This window comes from Tropicibacter sp. S64 (assembly GCF_049803835.1).
In the GTDB taxonomy this organism is placed as follows: Bacteria; Pseudomonadota; Alphaproteobacteria; order Rhodobacterales; family Rhodobacteraceae; genus Pacificoceanicola.
Genome location: NZ_JBNAGK010000002.1, coordinates 283,805 through 306,040, shown reverse-complemented (window position 1 = coordinate 306,040; position 22,236 = coordinate 283,805). Strand labels below are relative to the sequence as shown.

Genomic DNA, 22,236 nt, shown 5'->3' with positions numbered 1-22,236 from the left:
CCTGGGGCGGGGGGCGGGGGGGGGGGGGGGGGGGGCCCCCCCCCCGCGGGCGCGCCCCCCCCCCCCCCCCCGCCGGTCGCCGCGCAACGCGCGGCGAAACCCCTGCGCGTCACCCCTGAGAGTTTCTCGCGCCCGTTAGCGTTAAAGCCGTCGCCCCCCTCTATCCCCACGCCGCCCCCTCGTTTATTCAATCGCCAAAGACTTTCTTGAACACGAGGACAAAGATGGCTCAGGACCCCGCAACCTTCGCGAAACAGGTCGAATTGATGTCGACCGGCAAGGGCTTCATCGCCGCGCTCGACCAGTCCGGCGGCTCGACCCCGAAGGCGTTGCTGCAATATGGCGTCAAGGAAGACGAATATGACGGCGAGGAAGCGATGTTCGCCGAGATCCACGCCATGCGCAGCCGGATCATCATGGCGCCGGAGTTCACCTCGGAGAAGGTTCTGGGCGCGATCCTCTTCGAGCGTACGATGCGCGGCACGATCGACGGCAAACCGGTCACCACGGTGCTCTGGGAAGAGCGCGGCGTCATCCCGTTCCTGAAGATCGACAAGGGCCTCGAAGCCAAGGAGAACGGCGTCCAGCTCATGAAGCCGATCCCGGGCCTGACGGAGCTGCTTGCCGATGCCCGGGGCTTCGGCGTTTTCGGCACCAAGGAGCGCTCGGTCATCCACGAGGCCGACAGCACCGGCATCGCAGCAGTGATCGCGCAGCAGTTCGAGCTGGGTCGCGAGGTCTGCGCTGCGGGTCTGGTGCCGATCATCGAGCCGGAGATCGACATCCACTCCCCGACCAAGGGTGAGGCCGAGGTCATGCTGCGAGACGAGATCGCCCGGCATCTCGACACGCTGAAGGCGGACGAAAAGGTCATGCTCAAGCTGACCATCCCGAACGAGGACGGCTTCTACGACTCCCTCGCCGAGCACCCGAACGTGGTCCGTGTCGTCGCGCTGTCCGGCGGGCACTCCACCGACGAGGCCTGCGAGAAGCTGGCGCGCCAGCCCAAGATGATCGCCTCCTTCTCCCGGGCGCTGGCAGAGGGCCTGAGCAAGGGCATGTCCGACGAGGCGTTCAACGCCGCCCTCGGCGTCAACATCGACAAGATCTACAAGGCGTCGATCTGACGCCGGCCCGGCCGGATCGGATCGTTGCAACCGACCCCGAGGGACGGCTTGGCCAGGCGCCGGGCCGTCCCTTTTTCATGGCACCGGCGAATCGAATCCTTTCGGTTTGGCGGAACCTGTTGGTCGCACAAACATGTTTCCCGCATGGATTGTAGGGCAAAATCTGGCCGCAACCCGCGCCGATGATTGTGGCGAAACAGTCGGCCAGATTGGCGGATTGAGGCGATACCAGCGGGACAATCCCTCAGAAAAGCCGCCTCCGATACCACCTTTCCGCCACAATCTTCGGCCATTTTTAGCCGTATTCGAGTTATGCAGCCTGGGTGAACAAGGGTGACGGTACAGCGTGTTTGGCTTGCAGGTCTTGCTTTGGGTCCGGCCTTGGCGGTTCTGCTGATACCTGGGTCTGTGTTGAGTGGTCCCGCGACACTTGCGCTGGGTGGCGCGGGCAGTTTGTATTCGGTTTTCGTGTCCTTCAGACGGCGCGGTGGCGAGCCCGCCGCGCCGGATGGGGGCGGGTTCCTGCTTCGCGACACCGCTGCGGGCACGCTGCTCCCCGATCCGCTCCCCAAACCTTCCGCCCCCGATGCCGCGCACCGCGATGCGGTGGTTGCCGAGATCCTCGCGCGGGTGATGGCGCGTTGGGGCCATACCGGTCCGGAGCGGCTCGGCCCTCGGCAACGGCAGGCCGTGGCCCGTCTGGAGCGTGTCCTGCGGGCGAGCCCGTCCGAGGCGGCGATCCTGGCACAGGATTTCGTGCAGCCTGCCGCGGTGCTCGACCTGCGCGACACAGTCGCGAACGCGGAGCTGGAGCTGTCCTGACCGGCGGGGCCCAAGAGTTTTTCCTGTACGCGCGGGGCGGGGCAGTCTAGACCGCGCTGCCAGAACAGGACAACACCGATGGACACGCCCGAGGCCCCCGATACACCGACAAGCCGGTCCCATGGCCGCAAGACCATGCGCCCGACGCTGAAACCCCGCGACCTGATGGCGGAGGAAGACCTCTCCCGCGCCTGGCAGGCGCAGGTCATCACGCTCTTCCCGGAGGCCTTCCCGGGCGTGCTCGGCCACAGCCTGACCGGCAAGGCGCTGAAGGATGGCACCTGGCAGTTGCACACCGTCAACCTGCGCGATTTCGGGGAGGGCAAGCATCGCAACGTCGATGACACCCCGGCGGGCGGCGGCGCGGGGATGGTGCTGAGGGCCGATGTCATGGGCCGTGCCATCGACCATGCGGTGCGCCGGGTGCCGGGACCTCTGGTCTATCTCAGCCCGCGCGGCCGGCGTTTCGATCAGGCCATGGCGCGGCACTGGGCGACACTGCCGGGGATCACGCTGATCTGCGGCCGGTTCGAGGGCGTGGACGATCGCGTGCTGCACCACTACGGCATCCATGAGATCAGCCTGGGCGACTTCGTCATGACCGGCGGCGAGATCGCGGCACAGGCCATGCTGGACGCCACGGTGCGGCTGATCCCCGGAGTGCTCGGCAATGCCGAGAGCGCCGTCGAGGAGAGCCATTCCCACGGCCTGCTCGAACATCCGCAATATACGCGGCCCGCCGAATGGAACGGGCTGCCGATCCCGGAGGTGCTCCTGTCCGGCAACCACGGGGCCATCGCCGCCTGGCGCCAGGCGCAGGGCGAGGCGATCACCCGCGCACGGCGTCCGGACCTCTGGGAGGCCTATCTTGCCCGAAAGGAGACGCGCGATGACTGACATGCTGCACATCCGGACCGCGCGGCCCGCCGATCTGGGCGCCATCCTGACCCTGCTGGCAGACGATGACCTCGGGCGGACCCGCGACGACCCGGACGGCGCCGCGGATCCCGCCTATTTCGCGGCCTTCGCGGCGATTGCGGCAGACCCGAACCAGCAGTTGCTGGTGGCGGAGCGGGACGGCGCGGTGGTCGGCACCTTCCAGCTGAGCTTCATCCCCGGCCTGTCCCACCACGGCAGCTGGCGCGCGCAGATCGAGGCGGTGCGCGTCGCGCGGACCCTGCGCGGGCAGGGCCTCGGGCGACAGATGATCCTCTGGGCCATCGACGCGGCAAGGGCGCGTGGCTGCACCCTGGTGCAACTGACCTCCAGCAACAGCCGCACGGCGGCGCATCGCTTCTACGCGGGCCTCGGTTTCACGCAAAGCCACGCCGGGTTCAAACGCGCGCTCTGAGCCTGCGGGGCCTGTGGATTTCTCTGGTCCTCAAATACCCTCGGGGAGTCCCACAAGGGACGGGGCAGAGCCCCAGGCAAAATTTTGTCCCGGCAAAATTTTCTACCGTTCGGGGACACCGGCCGTCGCGGCACATTTCCCTTGCTTTCCCCCGCCCGTACCCCTATCAGCCCGGACACAAGGCTTCGGGGTGACTCGGGGCCTTGCGGTTTTTGCGCGGCCCTTTGCCGGGCGGCAACCGATCCAATGAACAGCTGTCGCCTCTGCGCGGCGCGGGGAGCCTGCTTCCCGATCCGTGCCAGCACCGGCGTCAGACATCATCCGCGGCCAAACCGCGTGTAACATAGGAGTTGATCAGATGGACCTGATCGCACAGATCGAAGCGGAGCAGATCGCTGCGCTGGGGAAGACCATCCCCGATTTCAAGGCCGGTGATACCATCCGCGTCGGCTACAAGGTGACCGAAGGTACCCGCACCCGCGTGCAGAACTACGAAGGCGTCTGCATCAGCCGCAAGAACGGCTCGGGCATTGCCGCCTCCTTCACTGTTCGCAAGATTTCCTTTGGCGAGGGCGTCGAGCGCGTGTTCCCGCTGTACTCGACCAACATCGAGTCCATCGAGGTCGTCCGCCGTGGCCGCGTCCGCCGCGCCAAGCTGTACTACCTGCGGGATCGTCGCGGCAAGTCCGCCCGGATCGCCGAAGACGCCAACTACAAGGCCCCCAAGGCCAACGCATAAGGAGAGACGAGATGAAAAAGGATCTGCATCCCGACTACCACCTCGTCACCGTCAAGATGACCGACGGGACCGAGTTCCAGACCCGCACCACCTGGGGCAAGGAAGGCGACACCCTTCAGCTCGACATCGACCCGACCGTGCACCCGGCCTGGACCGGCACCACGGGCCGCATGCTCGACCAGGGTGGCCGCGTGTCGAAGTTCAAGAAGAAATACGAAGGTCTCGGCTTCTGAGCCAACCCTTTCGCGGTTTCATGAAACGCCGTCCCGCTCCCGGGGCGGCGTTTTTCTTGCCGGCCGGTGGCGATCAGCGCCGGGATTCGGCCAGGACGGACGGAAGACGGGGCAGGTAGACCTCGATGGTGGTTCCGGTCGGACCGCTGGCGATGGCCAGCCCACCGCCGCTTTCCCGGGCAAATCCCTGAACCATCGACAGCCCGAGTCCGGTGCCCTTGCCAACCGGCTTGGTGGTGAAGAACGGCTCGATCACATGGGGCAGGGCATTGTCCGGGATGCCCGTGCCGTTGTCGCGGAAGGTCAGCAGCGCGAAGTCGCCCGGTGCCAGGTCGGTTCCGTCGATCATCGGACGCGGGGAGCGCAGGTGCGCGGCCTCGACCCGGATCGTCAGCGTCCCCCCCTTCGGCATCGCATCGACTGCGTTGACCACGATGTTCAGCATGGCGGTCAGCAGCTGGCTCTCGTCCACGTGGCTGAGCAGCGGTTTCGGCGGCAGGTCGAGGGTCAGGCGCACGTTCTCCGTGATCAGGCTGCGCGACAGCTTGGTCAGTTCGGTGACGCAGGCGCTCAGGTCCACGGCGGTGCGGTGCGTCGGGGCCTTGCGTGCGTAGATCAGAAGCTGGCGCACCACCTCGGCGGCGCGGGTGGTGGCGGCGCGGGCCTCACCGATCACGTGATCGCGCTCCGCCGGGTCGTCGATATGTTCGTAGAGCTCGAGATTGCCGCCGATGGCGGTCAGCACGTTGTTGAAATCATGCGCCACGCCGCCGGCCAGTTGTCCGATGGCGGCGAGCTTCTGCTCCTGCAGCGCCTTCTCCGCGGCGGCTTCGCTGCTCAGCCGCAGGCGCCTTCCGGCGAAGATGCCCTGCACCAGATAGCCGGAAATCGCCAGCGTCACGACGATCATGGCGAGCCCTTCGACCGGCGCTGTCAGGGTCTCCAGTTTCGTGACGAGGATGGCGGCCAGGCACAGCAGGATTGCGACGATTTCGGCGATCAGGGTCCAGAAGAAGGTATCCCCGCGCCGGATCAGGTAGATGATCAGCGTGGCGATCAGCAATGTGCCGACATAGGACAGGTGCGTGTCCGTCTGCGCCGCGAGGTAGGCCGGAAGCCAGAGGAACGACAGCATGACGCAGAGGAACAGGGCGCTTGCGACATAGGCGGACCGCGGCGCCGGTTTGTGCATGGCATGGCGGAGGTAGGCGTAGAAAATGCCGTGGCAGGCATAGAACACCAGCGGCCAGGACCACGCCAGCGGCCAGCCGGTGTAGAGGTAGAACATGGCCCCGCCGAGTCCCACTCCGACCATTCGGATGATGGCCTCGGGACGATCGCCATATTCGACCTTGTAGAGCCGCTCGATTTCGCGGATGTTCTCCCTTAGGTGGTTTTTCACCAGAGGCTGTTCCGATAAGTTGTGCAAAATAAACGAAAATTCCGACGCAAGGGTGACTTGGGTGGCAAAGCCAGTCAAGCGCTCGGAAGGTTAATGAAAGGTTAAACCGGGATCATGGTTAACGTCTTGCCCCGGTGATGCGTCCTCTGGACAAGGATCGCGTTGCCTGTCAGAATTTGATCAAATTCTTCCGGAGTCGCCCCACCCATGAAAGACGCCAACTTCCTCAAGGAAAACAATGCCCGCCAGCTTTGGCATCCGATGGCCCAGCCGCGCGAGATGCAGGAGCATCCGCCGAAGATCATCACCGGCGCTGACGGCGTGACGATCACCGACATCGATGGCCGCCGCGTCGTGGATGCGGTCGGAGGGCTGTGGTGCGTGAACCTCGGTTATTCCAACCAGGCGGTGAAGGACGCCATCGCGGCTCAGCTGCAGGAGCTGCCGTATTACTCCGCCTTCGCCGGGTCCACCAACCCGCCCGCGATCGAAGCGGCCTATGCCGTTCAGGCGATGTTTGCCGAGGACGGCATGGAGCGGGTGTTCTTCACTTCCGGCGGCTCGGACAGCGTCGAAACCTGCCTGCGGCTGGCGCGTCAGTATCACCGCCTGCGGGGCGAGCCGACGCGGACGAAGTACATCTCCCTCAAGAAGGGCTATCACGGCACGCATTTCGGCGGCGCTTCCGTCAACGGCAACAACCGCTTCCGGATCAATTACGAGCCGCTGCTGCCCGGCTGCTTCCACCTGCCGGCGCCCTACACCTACCGCAATCCGTTCAATGAAACCGATCCGGCGCGGCTGGCGCAGCTGATCGCGCAGGCTTTCGAGGACGAGATCGCCTTTCAGGGCGCGGACACCATCGCGGCGCTGATCATGGAGCCGATCCTCGGCGCGGGTGGCGTGATCGTCCCCCATGAGAGCTTCATGCCGCTGATGCGCGAGGTCTGCGACCGGCATGGCATCCTCTTGATCTCCGACGAGGTCATCACCGGCTTCGGCCGCACCGGCGACTGGTCCGGCGCACGGCACTGGGGGGTGAAGCCCGACATGATGAGCATGGCGAAGGGCATCACCTCCGGCTATTTCCCGGTGGGCGCGGCACTGATGTCCGGCAAGGTGGCGGAGGTCTTCGAGAGCGGCGGCGCGGGCGGGGTGATCAGCCACGGCTACACCTACTCGGCGCATCCGGTGGGGGCGGCGGCCGTTGTGGCCTGCCTGTCGGAGACGCTGCGTCTCGATACCCGGGTCAATGCGGCGGCGCGGGGCAAGCAGCTGTTCGAAGGTGTTCAGCGGCTGGCGGAAAAGCACGCGGTGATCGGCGATGTGCGCGGCGGACACGGGCTGATGACCGGCATCGAGCTGGTCAGCGACCGCGAGACGAAGACCATGCTCGATACCGCCTCCGTGGCACACATCCACCAGACAGCCTATGAGGCTGGCGCGATGGTGCGCATCGGCGGGCACAACATCCTGATGTCGCCGCCGCTGACGATCACCGAGGCCGAGGTGAACGTCATCCTCGATGCCCTCGATGCCGGTTTCGCGGCGGCCTGACACGGCAGACGGCCCGGGGCGGCAGCGCCGGGCTACGATCCGTCAGAGCCTGGCGCGTCCGGCGGCATTCAGATGGAAGACCTTGCCGTCTTCGAAGACGGCGGTGCTGAGCATCCGGCCATAGCCCGCGCCGGTGTCGAGGTTCAGCCGGTTGATGCGCATCTCCGGGACGTCGACCGACGTGTGGCCATGCACGATCAGCGCGCCGTGGTTGCGCTGGTCACTGAGGAAGGGCTCGCGAATCCACAGCAGGTCCTCCTCCTCCTGCATGCCGAGCGGCAGGCCGGGCCGGATACCCGCATGCACGAACATGAAATTCGCATCGCGATAGGTCAGCTTCAGTTGGCCGAGGAAGTCGCGGTGCGCCTGAGGCACGGCGGCGTTTGCGGCGGTGACGAAGGCGGGCAGAACCGATTTCGGAACCGGCTCCGTCCCGAAATCCTCCAGGCGTGCGTTGCGCAGGCCCAGCGATTGCAGGAACGCTTCCGGTTCGAAGTAGGAGCGCAGCGTGTTCGCCCCGCCGAGCCGCTCGTGGAACCAGCGCTTGCCCGAAAGTATGCTGTCGTCGTGAGTCTGGCCGATGTCGAGGAAGCGGATCATCATGCGGTCATGGTTGCCCTTGAGGAACAGCCAGTCGCGCCCGTCGCGCAGACCCTGCAGGAACAGGTCTATCACCCCTTTCGAGTCAGGGCCGCGGTCGACGTAATCCCCCAGGAACACGACGCGCGCCTGCGCACCGCCATCCTTGTCGATCAGGGCGAGCTGGTCCTCCAGCATGGATTTCTGGCCATGGATGTCGCCGATGGCATAGAGCCGTGTCATGTCCTGTCCTTGTCTTGTCGCGTCGTCCGGAAGGCGGCGTATTCCTGCTGCATGCCAGACTTTATTTGATAAGTTCGAGTCATCTTTTCAGGGAGGAAAGCCGGAATGAAGGGGATTGCGTTCATTTTCATGGGACTTGCGACGGTGTCTGCGCTGATCGGGATGGCCTGGGGCATACAGATGTCGGCCTCCGGCGATCATTCGCTGTTCCCTGCCCATGCCCACCTCAACCTGCTCGGATACGTCTCTTTCGCGATTTTTGCGTTTTACTATCATATGGTTGAGGGGGCAGACCATGGCTTTTTGCCCAAGCTGCACGCCGCGGTCGCGGTGCTTGGGGTCGTGCTGATCGTGCCGGGCATCGTCTTTGCCATCCGCGAGAGCGGCGAGGTGCTGGCCAAGGCGGGATCGGTGCTGACCCTCTTGTCGATGCTGATCTTTGCCGTGGTCGTGGTGACGACGCGGCGGCGGTGAGCAGGGCGGGTGTTAACGGTTTGTCAAACCCGCTGTGCCAGCCTTCACCCCGCGTGAACCCGCGCGAGGATCGAAGGAGCGCGACCGGACCCGATGCCGCAGCACCCGCCAACATGCCTGATCGTCGAGGACAGCGAGGCTGACCGCTTTGCCCTGCGCCGGGTGTTGCTCAAGCTGGCGCCGGAGCTGCGGATCGCCATGGCCACCTCTCTGGTGGAGGCGCGGCAGCACCTCGCGGCGGGACGGATCGACTTCGTCGTGCTGGACAATTCCTTGCCGGACGGCAACGGCGCGGATTTCGTGCTCGATCTTTCGCGCAATGCCGCGTTTGCCGATATTCCCGTCCTGCTGGTGACTGGCTGGCCCTCTCCGTTCCTTTTCGCGAAGGCGCGCGAGGCGAAGGTCCGGCACGTGGTGGCGAAGGACCAGTTGCGCGGGGATGTGACGCTGGCGTTGTTCCGGGAGTGTATCGCTGCCGCAAAGAGCGTGGACAGGCCCGACCGGAACATGGAGCGCGGTCCGGTGGCGCCGGTCACGGAGCGGCAACGGGCGCGGGCGCGGCGTGTAGACCGCCGGTAGGGGCCGACGGAGGCCCTGAGCCGCATTCGCGCAGTCAGGCGTTTCCGATGCGCGCGAAATTCAGTGCGGGGCGCTCGGCAGGGTCAAAGGCGGGACGATGCCTGGGGCCGCGCTTTCGCGCATTCGATCGCTCGTTGCGATTGCCGCCTTGGCCGGCAATCTCGGTCTGCGCAGGCCGGAACCCGGACCACCGAGGCCCGCGCAGAGGCGATCCTGTCACTTTCCCGAAGGTGCAGCGTTCCCCCGCCGCGCCGGGCGATGCGTTGAAGATCGGCAGGCTGTCCCCGATCCCGGCCCGTCGCCAGCCAGCAAAAAGGCCCGGCAATTGCCGGGCCTTTGATCGACAAGCGGCCGGAGCGTCAGGCGACGTCGAATTCCAGCGGCTTGATCTGGTTGAACAGGCCGGTCTCCGCCAGCTTGGCGCGCGCCTCGGCGGGCACCGGGGCATCGACATAGAGAAGCGCGATGGCCTCACCACCCGCATGGCTGCGACCAAGGGTGAAATTCGCGATGTTCACGCCGTTCGACCCCATGGTGACGCCAAGCGCCCCGATGATCCCCGGCTCGTCGCGGTTTGTGGTGTAGAGCATGTGACGGCCGACCTCGGCGTCGATGTTGATGCCCTTGATCTGGATGAAGCGCGGCTTGCCGTCCGAGAACACGGTGCCCGCGATGGACCGCTCGCGCTTGTCGGTCACCACGGTCACCTTCACATAGCCTTCGAAAGCGCCGGACTGCTCCTGGTTGGTGGTGGAGATCTGGATGCCCTTCTCCTTGGCGATCAGCGGTGCGGAGACCATGTTCACGTCGGGGTTGATGGCCTTCATGATCCCGGCGATGAGCGAGCAGTTCAGCGCCTGCAGGTTCATCGTGGCGGCCTCGCCGTCATAGAGGATGTTGATCGCCTTGATCGGCTCGTTGTCGGACATCTGGCCGATGAAGGCACCCAGATGTTCGGTCAGCTTGATCCACGGGCCCATGACTTTCGCCTCTTCGGCGGTGACGTTCGGCATGTTGAGCGCGTTGGTCACGGCGCCGGTCAGCAGGTAGTCGGACATTTGTTCGGCTACCTGCAGGGCGACGTTTTCCTGCGCTTCGGTCGTGGAGGCGCCGAGGTGCGGAGTGCAGACCACGTTCGGCAGGCCGAAGAGCACGTTCTCCTTGGCCGGTTCCACGGCAAAGACGTCCAGCGCCGCACCGGCGACATGTCCTGATTTCAGAAGTTCGGCGAGGGCTTCCTCGTCGATCAGGCCGCCACGGGCGCAGTTGATGATCCGCACGCCCTTCTTGGTCTTCAGAAGGTTCTCCTTCGACAGGATGTTGCGGGTCTGGTCGGTCAGCGGGACGTGCAGAGTGATGAAGTCGGCGCGTTTCAGCAGGTCGTCGAGTTCAACCTTCTCGACCTTCATCTTGTCCGCCTTTTCCTGCGACAGGAAGGGATCGTAGGCGACGACCTTCATCTTCAGGCCACGGGCACGGTCGCAAACGATGCCGCCGATGTTGCCCGCGCCGATCACGCCAAGGGTCTTGCCGGTGAGTTCCACACCCATGAAGGCGTTCTTTTCCCACTTGCCCGCGTGGGTGGAGGCGGAGGCTTCAGGGATCTGGCGGGCCACGGCGAACATCATGGCGATGGCGTGCTCGGCGGTGGTGATCATGTTGCCAAAGGGCGTGTTCATCACGATCACGCCTTTCTTGGAGGCGGCTTCCTTGTCGACGTTGTCGGTGCCGATGCCGGCGCGGCCGACCACCTTGAGGTTGGTCGCGTGCTCCAGCAGCGAGGGTGTGACCTTGGTCGCGGAGCGAATGGCGAGGCCGTCATACTGGCCGATGATCTCCGCCAGCTTGTCCTTGTCCTTGCCCACGTCGGGCAGGTAGTCCACGTCGATGCCGCGGTCGCGGAAGATCTGGACGGCGGTTTCGCTGAGCTTGTCGGAAACGAGTACCTTGGGTGCGGTCATTTGCGTGATCCGTTCAATGGAGCGGCTATTAGCCGGCAAGTTTGGGAAAGGGGGCCGCCCGATGGGCGATCCCGGGAAAATCTGTCAGCGCAGCCAGCGGTCCATAGCGGGAAAGCGCTGGCTGGCGGTGCCGGGTTGCCGACCTTCCGGGCAGGCGGTGAGGCCCATCCAGATCAGCAGCGGCAGGCCGGGGCCGGAGCCGTTTGCGTAGGCCTCGATCAGCGCCTCGCCCCCTTGCTGGTAGCCGTGACCGTGGAAAACGGTTTCGGGCGGCAGGTTCAGGTGACGGAGCGCGGCGTAAGACCAAGCCATCGCGGCCATCTCCTCGGCCTTCGTGGGCTTGAGCACGGGCGCATTGCGGCGGGCTTCGTCGGCGACGGCGAGATGACCGGCCTCGTGGAGGATATCCCCAGGATAGGTCAGCTTTTCGACGTCGACGAGAAGGGCACCGTCCCGGACATCGAGACCGGGCAGGAAGGTGCCCTCCGGCAGAGGCTCCCGCGACACCGCGATCCCCAGGCTTTCGACGAAATCTAGCATCGTCTCGACGTGGGGCGCGGGGCTCATGGCTCAGGCCGCTTCGGTCTGTGCTGCGATGACCTCCTCGAAGGCCCATTTGAGCCAGAGGGTCAGCACTTCGACGTCCGAGGCTTCGACCGTGGCGCCGCACCAGACCCGCAGGCCCGCCGGGGCATCGCGGTAGGCACCGACGTCATAGGCGACGTTGTAATCCTCGAGCTTCTTCGCGACGGCCTTGGCGAAGGCGGCACCGTCCTTGATGCGCGGATCGGTGAACTTCAGGCAAACGCTGGTGTTCGAGCGGGTCGCCGGGTCAACCGCGAGGTTGGCGATCCAGTCGTTGCGGTCGCAGAAGTCCCACAGGATCTTTGCATTGGTGTTGGCGCGTTCGATCAGGCCCTTGAGCCCGCCGACGGAGCGGCCCCAGTCCAGCGCGACGAGGTAATCCTCGACTGCCAGCATGGAGGGGGTGTTGATCGTTTCGCCCTTGAAGATGCCCTCGATCAGCTTGCCGCCCTTGGTCATGCGGAAGATCTTCGGCATCGGCCAGGCGGGGGTGTAGCTTTCGAGACGTTCGACGGCGCGTGGGCTGAGGATCAGCATGCCGTGCGCGGCCTCGCCGCCCATGACCTTCTGCCAGGAGAAGGTGGTCACGTCGAGCTTGTCCCAGGGCAGATCCATGGCGAAGGCGGCGGAGGTGGCGTCACAGATGGTCAGACCCGCGCGATCTGCCGGGATCGAGTCGCCGTTCGGCAGGCGCACGCCGGAGGTGGTGCCGTTCCAGGTGAAGACGACGTCGGTGTCGAAGTCGATGGTCGCGAAGTCGACGATCTCGCCGTAGCCGGCTTCCTTGACCTCTGCATCGATCTTCAGCTGCTTGACCACGTCGGAGACCCAGCCGGAGCCGAAGCTTTCCCAGGCGACCATGGTGGCCTTGCGGGCGCCGAGCAGCGACCACATGGCCATCTCGACGGCGCCGGTGTCGGAGGCGGGGACGATGCCGATGCGGTAATCGGCGGGAATTCCGAGGATGTCGCGGGTTTCCTCGATCGCGGCCAGGAGCTTTTCCTTGCCGATCTTGGCACGGTGCGAGCGTCCGAGGGCGGCGCCCTCCAGCTTGCTCAACTCGAATGTGGGGATCTTGGCACAGGGGCCGGAGGAGAAACGCGGATTGGCCGGGCGATGGGCCGGGTGGTGCGTAGTCATATCTGCTAACCTTCCAGATAGATGCCTCTCGTTGGGGAGAGGTGTCCCGAGCGCCGGAGTATGCGAGTCGCGATTCCGCGGCAAGTCGGAAAATGCAGCCGAAATGCCGCATCTGCGTGATTGGTGGCGTGGCTTTGGAGCAGATCGGAAACTCCGCTTTGACCAAGGCCTCGCAAAGCTCTTGATTTGAAGGGGGATTGGCGCAAATCTTGAGCCATGAACAGCCTTACGCCGTTTCCTCCCAGCCCGGGCCAGAGCCAGCAGGTGATGTTTCACCGCACGGAGCTGAACGTCATCCTCTCGCTCTACGGGCGCATGGTCGCCGCCGGGGAGTGGCGCGACTACGGGATTTCCGCGCTGCGCGACGTGGCGGTCTTCTCCGTATTCCGGCGCACGGCAGAGAATCCCCTCTACCGGATCGAGAAGCGGCCGAAGCTGCGGGCGAGGCAGGGGGAGTATGCGGTTTACGGCATGGAAGGGCAGGTGCTCAAGCGCGGCCATGACCTGCGCACGGTGCTGCGCGTGCTCGAGCGCAAGTTGATCCGCTCCGTGGACAGCGATTGACCCGCGCCGCCGGTGGTTTAAGCACGCTGCCATGACCACGCGATTCACCGGCAACTTCACCCAGCAGGAACCGATTCCCGAAGAGGGCATCGACGCCGCGCTCGCCGTGCTGCGCCATGGCCGCCTGCACCGCTACAACACCGCGCCGGGGGAGACCGCCGAGACGGCCCTGCTGGAGCAGGAGTTCGCCGCCTTCACCGGGGCGCGGTTCGCGCTGGCTGTGGCGTCGGGGGGCTATGCCCTTGGCTGTGCGCTCCGCGCCGTGGGCGTAAAGCCGGGGGACCGGGTGCTGACCAATGCCTTCACGCTGGCCCCGGTGCCGGGGGCGATTGCCGCCGTGGGCGCGGTGCCGGTATTCGTCGGGGTGACGGAGAGCCTTGTCATCGACCTGGACGATCTGGAGGCGAAGGCGGGGCAGGCGTCCGTGCTGATGCTCTCGCACATGCGCGGGCATCTGTGTGACATGGACCGGCTCATGGCGATCTGCACCGCCCATGGTGTGACGGTGATCGAGGATTGCGCCCATACCATGGGGGCGTCGTGGAACGGCGTGCCGTCCGGGCGGCACGGAGCGATCGGTTGTTACTCGACGCAGACCTACAAGCACATGAACTCGGGCGAGGGCGGTTTCCTCGTCACCGATGACGAGGCGCTGGCGGCGAAGGCCATCATGCTCTCCGGCTCCTACATGCTCTACGAGCGCCATCTCGCGGGGCCGTCCCCGGAGGTTTTTTCCGATCTGAAGTACCAGACGCCGAACGTCTCCGGCCGCATGGACAACCTGCGCGCGGCGATCCTGCGTCCGCAACTGCGGGTCTTGCCTGAGCAGATTGCGCGCTGGAACGAGCGGTATCAGACGGTGGAGCAGGGCCTGCGTGGCACGCCGGGGCTGACAGTGATCGCGCGGCCGGCACAGGAGGTCTACGTCGGCTCCTCCATCCAGTTCTTGCTGCTCGACTGGGCCAGCGGAGCGGTGCAGGACGTTCTGAAACGCTGCGGCTCCCGTGGGGTCGAACTCAAGTGGTTCGGCGGGGCGGAGCCGGTCGGGTTTACCTCGCGCTACGACAGTTGGCGCTATGCGCCCTCCGAGCCACTCCCGGCAAGCGACCGCATCCTGCGCGGCATCCTCGACATGCGCCTGCCGCTGACATTCTCGCTGGAAGACTGCGCACTCATTGCCAGCATCATCCGCGAGGAGGTCGGTGCGGTGTTTCAGGCAGGTTCCCGCCAAGACACAAAATAAAATTCGGAACGACAGGCGTTTGGCCGGTGTTCTGCCTGCAATCGCACATCGCGAAAAACACAGGAGACATCCCATGAAACGCATTCTGATGGCCGCATCCGGCCTTGCACTGATCGCCGCCGGTCCCGTGGCCGCGGCCAGCGAAGCCTATGCCGTGACCGACCTGAACCTGCGCGCCGGTCCCGGCCCCGAGTTCACCATCGTCGACGTGATCCCGAACGACGAGATGGCCATGGTCGATGGCTGCCTCGAAGAAGGCGGCTGGTGCAAGGTCAGCTACAACGGCACCGAAGGCTGGGCCTATTCCGAGTACCTGGCGGGCACGCTCGATGCCGAGGTGCCGGTGACCAGCCCGCAGTCCGTCACCACCGTCGAGACCGTCACCTATGAGCAGCCGAACGACGAAGGCGCAGCCGTGGGTGCCGTGGCTGGTGCCTGGGCGGCGTCCGCTGCCATCGGCGGCCCGCTCGCCATCGTCGGCGGCTTCCTCCTCGGCTCCGGCATCGGCGCGTCCATCAACCCGGACGAGACCACCGTGACCTACATCCGCGAGAACCCGGTCGAGCCGGTCTACGCCGATGGCGAGGTTGTCGTGGGTGCAAAGATCACCGGCGAACCGACGCTCTATGAGATCCCGGACAGCGAGTACAGCTACATCGCCGTGAACGACGCCACCGCGATCGTGGACCCGGCGACGGGCGAGATCCTGTATATCGTGCGCTAAGCCGCGCATTCGTGGAAGACTGGAAAGGCGGCCCCGCGCGGGTCGCCTTTTTCATTGTGGGAAGTTGAAACACGATCAGAAAATGCCGCCTGCCAGCCGCGTGACAATGGCCACATTGAATTGGTCGGCCCGACATGGGAACAGGCGATTGTCTAAAGCAAGAACCAAGACTTGTATTTCAGGGTGCTTAAAGTCAGCGGCTGCATAAATGCGACATATCTCTTGAAACGCCTTGAGGAACTCAGGGTCGTACTTAGTAGCGAATCCCGGCGTGGTCTTGCCGAAAGCGGTGAGGCGTCTGCGCACCGGCATGTTGAATTTTCTACAGGTTTCTATAAATTGCCTAACTTCTCGTTTTCTTGGTTGCTTCTTATTGAGGTCGATATTCGGAGTCAGTTTGTGGTAATTTGATTTTCCCAATTTCGCCTCCCGCGCGCAGTTTCGGAGCAATTGTTGTGATGGATCAATAAGCCAACAATGACGAAAATGCGGAGCACAATCTAGCACGAAAAAACCGCCCGATCCTCGCGGACCGGACGGCTTTGCCGTTCACCTGAACACCATTCAGAACATCACGCGGCCATGGTCGCCCATGTCGGGTTTCTCTTCGGTCACATGCGCCTTGGCGATCTCGTAGAGGAACTTCGCGCCGCCGTCGGTGGCCCAGACTTCAGCATCCGACGGCGTGAAGCGGATCAGGCGGACGTCCTTGTCCTCCTGGCCTTCCTCGAACCAGGCGGAAGCCACGGGGGACCAGAGTTCGTCCAGCTTGGCCTTGTCATGGCTCTGTTCCAAAGTGCCGTCGATGGTGGCAAAAAGATGCGCCTTGGGATCGGCGACATTGAAGGTCGCCTTCGCTCCGGTCTTCGCCGCTTCGTTGGCGGCGGTGCCTTCGGCGGTGATGAACCAGATGGCCTTGTCATCCTTGCGGGCCATCGGCGACATCGGAACCGGGCGGGTGCCACCGGTTTCCAGAAGCCCGGCCTGCACGTCTTCGATACGGTCCCAGAAGGTGTCCTTGAGATCGGTGGTCATGGTCTGTCCTTTCGGAAAAATCTGCGTTGGGGTTGAAACGCGGCGGCAGGCGGGATGTTCCGTGCTTGACGCAGCCGTGAGATTGGCCCTAGTATTTGAACAAGTGTTCAATAACCGACGCGGGGAGGCTCGGGATGTTTCAGGCCAGCATGACGTTCGATCTTGGCGAGGACGTGAACGCGCTTCGCGAGATGGTGCACAAATGGGCGCAGGAGCGGGTGAAGCCGATTGCGGCGGAGGTCGACCGCTCGAACAGCTTCCCCAATGAGCTCTGGCCGGAGATGGGCGAACTTGGCCTTCTCGGGATCACCACGCCGGAGGCCTACGGCGGCGCGGGCATGAGCTACCTCGCGCATGTGGTCGCGGTCGAGGAGATCGCGCGGGCCTCGGCCTCCGTCTCGCTCTCCTACGGGGCGCATTCGAACCTCTGCGTGAACCAGATCAAGCTGAACGGCACCGAAGAACAGAAGCAGAAATATCTGCCCGGGCTGATCGCGGGGACGTCGATTGGCGCGCTCGCCATGAGCGAGCCGGGGGCGGGGTCGGACGTCGTCTCGATGAAGCTCAAGGCGGAGAAGAAGAACGGATATTACACGCTGAACGGCAACAAATACTGGATCACCAACGGCCCGGACGCGGATACGCTGGTGGTTTATGCCAAGACCGATCCAGAGGCGGGTTCGAAGGGCATCACCGCCTTCATCGTCGAGAAGACCATGAAGGGTTTCAGCACGTCGCAGCATTTCGACAAGCTCGGGATGCGGGGGAGCAATACCGCCGAACTGGTCTTCGAGGACGTCGAGGTGCCGTTTGAAAACGTGCTGGGCGAGGAGGGCAAGGGCGTGCGTGTGCTGATGTCCGGTCTGGACTATGAGCGCGTCGTCCTTGCGGGGATCGGGACGGGGATCATGGCCGCCTGCATGGACGAAATCATGCCCTACATGGTCGAGCGCAAGCAGTTCGGCCAGTCGATCGGGGATTTCCAGCTGATGCAGGGCAAGATCGCCGACATGTACACGAAGATGAACAGCGCCCGCGCCTATGTCTACGAGGTCGCGAAGGCCTGCGACCGGGGCGAAGTCACCCGGCAGGACGCAGCCGCCTGTTGCCTCTATGCCAGTGAAGAGGCCATGGTGGTGGCGCATCAGGCGGTGCAGGCCATGGGCGGGGCGGGGTTCCTCTCGGACAGCCCGGTGAGCCGCATCTTCCGCGATGCCAAGCTGATGGAGATCGGGGCGGGCACGTCCGAGATTCGCCGGATGCTTGTCGGACGCGAGTTGATGGCCGCGATGAGGTGAGCTTTGCCGCGATGGCTCTGGTTTCTGCCTTTGGGAGTGTTCGTCGTTCTGGGGGCGCTGCAGGCGTTCCGGCTCGGCTGGATCGCGGCCAACCTGACGGAGACCGAAGCCATCGAGGCCTATTCGAGCCGGTTCGCGGCGAAGGAGGGCCGGGGGCTGACGGGCTGGACGTGCTTCGGCGAGCCGGGACTGGACGTCTGGCTGATCGTGCGCTGCGGTCTGCCGGGGCAGATGTGGCACTATGAGGTGAACCGCTTCGGCGGGCTGGTCGGGATCGTCCCGCCCGGTGCCGGGGCGCAGGAAGGGAGGCCAAGGGCATGAAGGCACTGATTGTTGCACTGACGATGATCGCCGCGCCGGTCTGGGCGCAGGATCTGGTGTTTTCCATGACGGACACCGAAGAGTGTTTCGCCTCCGAAGGAACCTTCGACGAGTGCGTCGGGGCCTCGGCGGCGCGTTGCATCGAGGAAACGGAAGGCGGCTATTCCACTGTCGGCATGGGCGCGTGTTACGATGCGGAGCGGGCGGCCTGGGACGCGGAGTTGAACCGGGTCTACGGCGAGGCGATGGCCGTGGCAGAGGAAATGGACTCGGAGAACGGCCCGAACGCGTATCAGGCGGAGGCGCTGCGGGCGATGCAGCGGGCGTGGATCCCGTATCGCGATGCCACCTGCGACTATGTGCGCAGCCAATACGGCGGCGGCACCGGAGGCGGGCCTGCGGCGATGGTCTGCCTGATGACGGAGACGGCGCGGCAGGCGCTTTACCTGCAGGCGCAGATCGAAGAGGGGAACTGATCCGGTGCTGACGCGCGGCCTGTCATACGAGGCGCTGCGGGAGGGGTTCCGCTGGGACCTGCCGGAGCGGCTGAACCTCGCGGTGCAAGTCTGCGACGGCTGGTGCGAGCGCGAGCCGAACCGGGTGGCGATCATCGACCTGAGCGGGGGCGTGCGGCGGGACTGGAGCTATGCTGCGCTCAGGGAACTGTCGCGGCGGGTGCAACTGTCCCTGCGCAAGCGCGGCATCCGGCGCGGTGACCGGGTCGGCGTGCTGCTCTCGCAATCGCCGCTTTGCGCCGCCGCCCATATCGCCGCGTGGCGTATGGGGGCCATTTCGGTGCCTTTGTTCAAACTGTTCCGGCACGATGCCTTGGCCTCTCGCCTCGGTGACAGCGGGGCAAAGGTGGTCGTGACCGATGCGGACGGCGCGGCCATGCTGGACAGGTCGGCGGTGGAGATTGTCACCGGCGATGCGCTCAGCGAGAACCCGGCTCCGGCGTGGCGCGAGGATACCGAGGCGGAAGACCCTGCCGTCCTGATCTACACCAGCGGCACCACAGGCAGCCCGAAGGGGGCGTTGCACGGTCATCGCATCCTCACCGGACATCTGCCGGGGGTGGAGATCAGCCATGACTTCCTTGGGCAAAAGGGCGACGTGCTCTGGACCCCGGCGGACTGGGCCTGGATCGGCGGGCTGTTCGACGTGCTGATGCCGGGGCTGGCGCTGGGTGTGCCTGTGGTCGCGGCGCGGATGGCGCGGTTCGACGTGGAGACCTGCAAGCGGATCATCTCGGAGGCAGGCGTGCGAAACGTCTTCTTCCCGCCGACAGCGCTGCGGATGCTGAAGGCCGAGGGGGCGCAGATCGACGGGCTGCGCACGGCGGCGTCCGGCGGCGAGCCTCTGGGGGCGGAGATGCTGGCCTGGGGCCGGGAGGCGCTTGGCGTGACGATCAACGAGTTCTACGGCCAGACCGAGTGCAACATGGTCGCTTCCTCCTGCGGCGCCCTGTTCGAGGCGCGGCCCGGCTGCATCGGCAAGCCGGTGCCGGGGTTCGACCTGGCGGTGATCGACGACGACGGCGCACAGACAGACGGCGAGGGCGACATCGCGATCCGGCGCGGCGCGGCGTCTATGATGCTCGGCTACTGGAACAGGCCGCGAGAGACGGCGGAGAAATTCCGGGGCGACTGGATGCTGACCGGGGATCGGGGCATCATGGAGGATGGGTTTGTCAGGTTCGTGGGCCGCGAGGATGACGTGATCACATCGGCCGGTTACCGCATCGGCCCGGCGGAGATCGAGGACTGTCTTCTGACGCATCCGGACGTGGCCACCGTGGGGGTCGTCGGCAAGCCGGACGCGCTCCGGACGGAGATCGTGAAGGCCTATGTCGTGCTCAAGGCCGGCCGCGACACCCAGCCCGAGGATTTGCAAGCCTGGGTGAAGGATCGCCTCGCAAGCTACTCCTATCCAAGGGAAATCGCCTTCGTGCAGACGCTGCCGATGACCGTGACGGGCAAGGTGATCCGCAAGGAACTCAAGGCGCGGGCGGCGGCGGAGGGAGCGACATGAGACTGGCCTGTGCCGCCGCGCTGCTGGCCCTGCCGCTGCATGCCGAGGAGACGGCGCCCGAGCCGTTGCCGAGCTTTGCCGACTGCATGAACGCGGAGGTGGCCCGGTACGAGCGGGCGCTGAAGCGGGTGCAGGATTTGCCCGGCTCACAACCCTTCGAGATCGGCGACATGGGCGGCACGGAGTTCTGCGGCACCGTCGGCATCGTGATCTGTGACAGAAGCGACGCGCCGCTGCCTTGCCAGCATGCGCTTGCGGTGGAGGAAGACGCGCTGGCGGCGCAGATCGTGGCCACGCTGCCGGAGCCCGATGCCGTGGCGGGGAAGGCGGGGCAATGGTCGGACGGGCTTTACCCGCTGGTCTACGCACTCGCGCAGGATCGCTCCGCCGGGCCGGATTGCGCGGGCGACACGGATGTCATGGCGGCCTGGTGCGACGCGCGGGAGGCCAGCCGCAGGCTGGGCTCGGCGGTCCTGGCCTGGCAGTTGGCGCGGTTCCTCGATGCCGCACCCGGGGCCATAGAAGCCGGATGGGCCTCGGCGCCACCGCCGACGAGACCCGTTGCGAGACCGGGGAACGATTGAATTTTGCGGGGGACTTCCCCGGTGTGGAAAGGACGGAGACATGAAGCTGCAATCGCAGGTCATAGCCGGATCGGAAGCGTTCCGCGCCAACCGCGCCGCGCATCTCGAGGCGTTGCGCGTGGTACAGGAGGCCGCGGCACAGGCGGCGGAGGGCGGCGGCGCGAAGGCGCGGGAGCGGCATGTGGCGCGAGGCAAGATGCTGCCGCGGGAGCGGGTGGCGAACCTGCTCGACCCCGGCTCGCCTTTCCTCGAGATCGGGGCGACGGCGGCACATGGACTCTACGACGGCGCGGCTCCTGCGGCAGGGATGATCGCGGGCGTCGGTGTCGTCGAGGGTCGACAGGTCATGGTGGTCTGCAACGACGCCACGGTGAAGGGCGGCACCTACTACCCGATGTCGGTGAAGAAGCACCTGCGCGCGCAGGAGATCGCGGAGGAGAATGCGCTGCCCTGTATCTACCTCGTGGACAGCGGCGGGGCGAACCTGCCGAACCAGGACGAGGTCTTTCCGGACCGCGACCATTTTGGCCGCATCTTCTACAATCAGGCGCGGATGAGCGCTAAGGGGATCGCGCAGATTGCGGTGGTGATGGGATCGTGTACCGCCGGGGGCGCTTATGTGCCCGCCATGTCGGACGTGTCCATCATCGTCAAGGAGCAGGGGACGATCTTTCTCGCCGGGCCGCCGCTGGTGAAGGCGGCAACCGGGGAAGTGGTCTCGGCCGAGGACCTCGGCGGCGGTGACGTGCACACGCGGCTTTCGGGTGTGGCGGATTATCTTGCAGAGGATGATTCGCATGCGCTGGCGCTGGCCCGGCGGGCGGTCGCCTCGCTCGGCGGTGCGGGGCATAGCCCCGCCCTACAGACCGTCGAGCAACCGGATTACGATCCGGACGAAATCCTCGGGGCGGTTCCGGCGGACCTGCGCACGCCCTATGACATCCGCGAGGTCATCGCCCGCGTGGTGGACGGCTCCCGCTTCGATGAGTTCAAGGCGCGGTTTGGTGAAACTCTGGTCTGCGGCTTTGCCCATGTTGAGGGGATGCTCTGCGGCATCATCGCCAACAACGGCGTGCTGTTCAGCGAGGCGGCGCAGAAGGGGGCGCATTTCGTCGAGTTGTGTTCCCAGCGCCGTATCCCGCTGGTTTTCCTGCAGAACATCACCGGCTTCATGGTGGGCCGCAAGTACGAGAACGAAGGGATCGCCCGGCATGGCGCGAAGATGGTCACCGCTGTCGCCTCGACCAATGTGCCCAAGATCACGCTGCTGGTCGGCGGCTCCTTCGGCGCGGGCAACTACGGGATGGCGGGGCGGGCGTATCAGCCGCGGTTCCTCTGGACCTGGCCGAACAGCCGGATTTCGGTGATGGGTGGGGCACAGGCGGCGGGGGTGCTGGCCACGGTCAAACGAGACGCCATCGAACGGGCCGGCGGCACGTGGAGCGACGACGAGGAGGCCGCCTTCAAGCAGCCGACCATCGACATGTTCGAACGCCAGTCGCATCCGCTCTATGCCTCCGCGCGGCTCTGGGATGACGGCATCATCGACCCGCGCAAGACCCGCGCCGTGCTGGCCCTCAGCCTGAAGGCGGCGTTGAACGCGCCGATCGGGGAGACGCGCTTCGGCCTGTTCCGGATGTGAGG

Annotated in this window: 25 protein-coding genes; 18 read left to right on the top strand and 7 right to left on the bottom strand. The window is 65.3% G+C overall.

The features are described from left to right. Positions 1-224: 224 nt before the first annotated feature. The 6 genes from ACP159_RS04680 to rpmE all read left to right on the top strand — a co-directional run bounded on the left by ACP159_RS04680 (position 225) and on the right by rpmE (position 4,272). Positions 225-1,127 (top strand): fructose bisphosphate aldolase, encoded by a 903-nt coding sequence (locus tag ACP159_RS04680; RefSeq protein ID WP_425098474.1) that lies wholly within the window; start codon positions 225-227, stop codon positions 1,125-1,127. 468 nt (positions 1,128-1,595) lie between these two features. Then, positions 1,596-1,949 carry a hypothetical protein gene (locus tag ACP159_RS04675; protein ID WP_425098473.1) on the top strand — a complete coding sequence of 118 codons (354 nt, stop codon included), beginning with the start codon at positions 1,596-1,598 and terminating at the stop codon, positions 1,947-1,949. A 78-nt stretch (positions 1,950-2,027) separates the two neighbouring features. Beyond that, positions 2,028-2,846, top strand: coding sequence for a tRNA (guanosine(37)-N1)-methyltransferase TrmD (trmD, locus tag ACP159_RS04670; protein ID WP_425098472.1), 819 nt, complete (start codon positions 2,028-2,030; stop codon positions 2,844-2,846). Beyond that, positions 2,839-3,300 (top strand): N-acetyltransferase family protein, encoded by a 462-nt coding sequence (locus tag ACP159_RS04665; RefSeq protein ID WP_425098471.1) that lies wholly within the window; start codon positions 2,839-2,841, stop codon positions 3,298-3,300. The genes trmD and ACP159_RS04665 overlap by 8 nt, the downstream gene beginning before the upstream one ends. A gap of 358 nt (positions 3,301-3,658) precedes the next feature. After that, on the top strand, positions 3,659-4,039 hold the full coding sequence (gene rplS, locus ACP159_RS04660; RefSeq protein ID WP_425098470.1) for a 50S ribosomal protein L19: 381 nt from the start codon (positions 3,659-3,661) through the stop codon (positions 4,037-4,039). Positions 4,040-4,050: 11 nt separating this feature from the next. Further along, positions 4,051-4,272 carry a 50S ribosomal protein L31 gene (gene rpmE / locus ACP159_RS04655; protein ID WP_425098469.1) on the top strand — a complete coding sequence of 74 codons (222 nt, stop codon included), beginning with the start codon at positions 4,051-4,053 and terminating at the stop codon, positions 4,270-4,272. A 73-nt stretch (positions 4,273-4,345) separates the two neighbouring features. On the opposite strand, the gene ACP159_RS04650 is transcribed toward rpmE, so the two are convergent. Beyond that, positions 4,346-5,674, bottom strand: coding sequence for a sensor histidine kinase (locus ACP159_RS04650; protein WP_425098468.1), 1,329 nt, complete (start codon positions 5,672-5,674; stop codon positions 4,346-4,348). 207 nt (positions 5,675-5,881) lie between these two features. On the opposite strand from ACP159_RS04650, the gene ACP159_RS04645 reads away from it, so the two are divergent. Further along, entirely contained in the window at positions 5,882-7,231 is a 1,350-nt protein-coding gene (locus ACP159_RS04645; RefSeq protein WP_425098467.1) for an aminotransferase class III-fold pyridoxal phosphate-dependent enzyme, read from the top strand. A 42-nt stretch (positions 7,232-7,273) separates the two neighbouring features. Here the strand turns inward: ACP159_RS04645 and ACP159_RS04640 are convergent, their stop codons facing one another. Further along, entirely contained in the window at positions 7,274-8,053 is a 780-nt protein-coding gene (locus ACP159_RS04640) for a metallophosphoesterase family protein (protein ID WP_425098466.1), read from the bottom strand. A 105-nt stretch (positions 8,054-8,158) separates the two neighbouring features. On the opposite strand from ACP159_RS04640, the gene ACP159_RS04635 reads away from it, so the two are divergent. Continuing rightward, entirely contained in the window at positions 8,159-8,527 is a 369-nt protein-coding gene (locus tag ACP159_RS04635) for a hypothetical protein (protein WP_425098465.1), read from the top strand. A gap of 93 nt (positions 8,528-8,620) precedes the next feature. After that, complete coding sequence (locus ACP159_RS04630; protein ID WP_425098464.1) at positions 8,621-9,106, top strand: response regulator; 486 nt, start codon at positions 8,621-8,623, stop codon at positions 9,104-9,106. Between the two features lie 359 nt (positions 9,107-9,465). Here the strand turns inward: ACP159_RS04630 and serA are convergent, their stop codons facing one another. The 3 genes from serA to ACP159_RS04615 all read right to left on the bottom strand — a co-directional run bounded on the left by serA (position 9,466) and on the right by ACP159_RS04615 (position 12,792). Next, entirely contained in the window at positions 9,466-11,067 is a 1,602-nt protein-coding gene (gene serA / locus ACP159_RS04625; protein WP_425098463.1) for a phosphoglycerate dehydrogenase, read from the bottom strand. A gap of 84 nt (positions 11,068-11,151) precedes the next feature. Further along, a complete protein-coding gene (locus ACP159_RS04620; RefSeq protein ID WP_425098462.1) occupies positions 11,152-11,634 on the bottom strand; it encodes a hypothetical protein in 483 nt (160 codons plus the stop codon). Positions 11,635-11,637: 3 nt separating this feature from the next. Further along, positions 11,638-12,792 (bottom strand): phosphoserine transaminase, encoded by a 1,155-nt coding sequence (locus ACP159_RS04615; protein WP_425098461.1) that lies wholly within the window; start codon positions 12,790-12,792, stop codon positions 11,638-11,640. Positions 12,793-13,008: 216 nt separating this feature from the next. Between ACP159_RS04615 and ACP159_RS04610 the strand changes: the two genes are divergently transcribed. From ACP159_RS04610 to ACP159_RS04600, 3 genes are all read left to right on the top strand, one after another. Next, the gene (locus ACP159_RS04610) at positions 13,009-13,356 is read left to right on the top strand and encodes a DUF2794 domain-containing protein (protein ID WP_425098460.1); all 348 of its coding nucleotides are present in this window, start codon (positions 13,009-13,011) and stop codon (positions 13,354-13,356) included. Positions 13,357-13,387: 31 nt separating this feature from the next. Further along, positions 13,388-14,599, top strand: a complete 1,212-nt coding sequence (locus ACP159_RS04605; protein ID WP_425098459.1) for a DegT/DnrJ/EryC1/StrS family aminotransferase — start codon at positions 13,388-13,390, stop codon at positions 14,597-14,599. A 73-nt stretch (positions 14,600-14,672) separates the two neighbouring features. Further along, positions 14,673-15,323, top strand: a complete 651-nt coding sequence (locus ACP159_RS04600; RefSeq protein WP_425098458.1) for a DUF1236 domain-containing protein — start codon at positions 14,673-14,675, stop codon at positions 15,321-15,323. A 75-nt stretch (positions 15,324-15,398) separates the two neighbouring features. Here the strand turns inward: ACP159_RS04600 and ACP159_RS04595 are convergent, their stop codons facing one another. Both ACP159_RS04595 and ACP159_RS04590 read right to left on the bottom strand, forming a co-directional pair. After that, positions 15,399-15,743, bottom strand: a complete 345-nt coding sequence (locus ACP159_RS04595; RefSeq protein WP_425098457.1) for a hypothetical protein — start codon at positions 15,741-15,743, stop codon at positions 15,399-15,401. Positions 15,744-15,887: 144 nt separating this feature from the next. Further along, on the bottom strand, positions 15,888-16,358 hold the full coding sequence (locus ACP159_RS04590; protein WP_425098456.1) for a pyridoxamine 5'-phosphate oxidase family protein: 471 nt from the start codon (positions 16,356-16,358) through the stop codon (positions 15,888-15,890). A gap of 134 nt (positions 16,359-16,492) precedes the next feature. On the opposite strand from ACP159_RS04590, the gene ACP159_RS04585 reads away from it, so the two are divergent. The 6 genes from ACP159_RS04585 to ACP159_RS04560 are packed head-to-tail and all read left to right on the top strand — an operon-like array spanning position 16,493 to position 22,234. Continuing rightward, positions 16,493-17,656, top strand: coding sequence for an isovaleryl-CoA dehydrogenase (locus ACP159_RS04585; RefSeq protein ID WP_425098455.1), 1,164 nt, complete (start codon positions 16,493-16,495; stop codon positions 17,654-17,656). 36 nt (positions 17,657-17,692) lie between these two features. Continuing rightward, a complete protein-coding gene (locus tag ACP159_RS04580; protein WP_425098454.1) occupies positions 17,693-17,977 on the top strand; it encodes a hypothetical protein in 285 nt (94 codons plus the stop codon). Further along, positions 17,974-18,453 (top strand): lysozyme inhibitor LprI family protein, encoded by a 480-nt coding sequence (locus tag ACP159_RS04575; protein WP_425098453.1) that lies wholly within the window; start codon positions 17,974-17,976, stop codon positions 18,451-18,453. Before ACP159_RS04580 ends, ACP159_RS04575 begins: the two co-directional genes overlap by 4 nt. Before the next feature lie 4 nt (positions 18,454-18,457). After that, positions 18,458-20,008: an AMP-binding protein gene (locus ACP159_RS04570; protein ID WP_425098452.1), complete on the top strand. Its 1,551-nt coding sequence runs from the start codon at positions 18,458-18,460 to the stop codon at positions 20,006-20,008. Next, positions 20,005-20,592: a hypothetical protein gene (locus ACP159_RS04565; RefSeq protein ID WP_425098451.1), complete on the top strand. Its 588-nt coding sequence runs from the start codon at positions 20,005-20,007 to the stop codon at positions 20,590-20,592. The genes ACP159_RS04570 and ACP159_RS04565 overlap by 4 nt, the downstream gene beginning before the upstream one ends. A 40-nt stretch (positions 20,593-20,632) precedes the next feature. After that, entirely contained in the window at positions 20,633-22,234 is a 1,602-nt protein-coding gene (locus ACP159_RS04560) for a carboxyl transferase domain-containing protein (protein WP_425098450.1), read from the top strand. Positions 22,235-22,236: the final 2 nt, after the last annotated feature.

Coding starts and splice junctions, on each gene's coding strand:
- ACP159_RS04680 (WP_425098474.1), top strand. CDS start 225: ATGGCTCAGGACCCCGCAACCTTCGCGAAACAGGTCGAATTGATGTCG.
- trmD (WP_425098472.1), top strand. CDS start 2,028: ATGGACACGCCCGAGGCCCCCGATACACCGACAAGCCGGTCCCATGGC.
- ACP159_RS04665 (WP_425098471.1), top strand. CDS start 2,839: ATGACTGACATGCTGCACATCCGGACCGCGCGGCCCGCCGATCTGGGC.
- rplS (WP_425098470.1), top strand. CDS start 3,659: ATGGACCTGATCGCACAGATCGAAGCGGAGCAGATCGCTGCGCTGGGG.
- rpmE (WP_425098469.1), top strand. CDS start 4,051: ATGAAAAAGGATCTGCATCCCGACTACCACCTCGTCACCGTCAAGATG.
- ACP159_RS04645 (WP_425098467.1), top strand. CDS start 5,882: ATGAAAGACGCCAACTTCCTCAAGGAAAACAATGCCCGCCAGCTTTGG.
- ACP159_RS04640 (WP_425098466.1), bottom strand. CDS start 8,053: ATGACACGGCTCTATGCCATCGGCGACATCCATGGCCAGAAATCCATG.
- ACP159_RS04635 (WP_425098465.1), top strand. CDS start 8,159: ATGAAGGGGATTGCGTTCATTTTCATGGGACTTGCGACGGTGTCTGCG.
- ACP159_RS04630 (WP_425098464.1), top strand. CDS start 8,621: ATGCCGCAGCACCCGCCAACATGCCTGATCGTCGAGGACAGCGAGGCT.
- serA (WP_425098463.1), bottom strand. CDS start 11,067: ATGACCGCACCCAAGGTACTCGTTTCCGACAAGCTCAGCGAAACCGCC.
- ACP159_RS04620 (WP_425098462.1), bottom strand. CDS start 11,634: ATGAGCCCCGCGCCCCACGTCGAGACGATGCTAGATTTCGTCGAAAGC.
- ACP159_RS04615 (WP_425098461.1), bottom strand. CDS start 12,792: ATGACTACGCACCACCCGGCCCATCGCCCGGCCAATCCGCGTTTCTCC.
- ACP159_RS04610 (WP_425098460.1), top strand. CDS start 13,009: ATGAACAGCCTTACGCCGTTTCCTCCCAGCCCGGGCCAGAGCCAGCAG.
- ACP159_RS04605 (WP_425098459.1), top strand. CDS start 13,388: ATGACCACGCGATTCACCGGCAACTTCACCCAGCAGGAACCGATTCCC.
- ACP159_RS04600 (WP_425098458.1), top strand. CDS start 14,673: ATGAAACGCATTCTGATGGCCGCATCCGGCCTTGCACTGATCGCCGCC.
- ACP159_RS04590 (WP_425098456.1), bottom strand. CDS start 16,358: ATGACCACCGATCTCAAGGACACCTTCTGGGACCGTATCGAAGACGTG.
- ACP159_RS04585 (WP_425098455.1), top strand. CDS start 16,493: ATGTTTCAGGCCAGCATGACGTTCGATCTTGGCGAGGACGTGAACGCG.
- ACP159_RS04575 (WP_425098453.1), top strand. CDS start 17,974: ATGAAGGCACTGATTGTTGCACTGACGATGATCGCCGCGCCGGTCTGG.
- ACP159_RS04565 (WP_425098451.1), top strand. CDS start 20,005: ATGAGACTGGCCTGTGCCGCCGCGCTGCTGGCCCTGCCGCTGCATGCC.
- ACP159_RS04560 (WP_425098450.1), top strand. CDS start 20,633: ATGAAGCTGCAATCGCAGGTCATAGCCGGATCGGAAGCGTTCCGCGCC.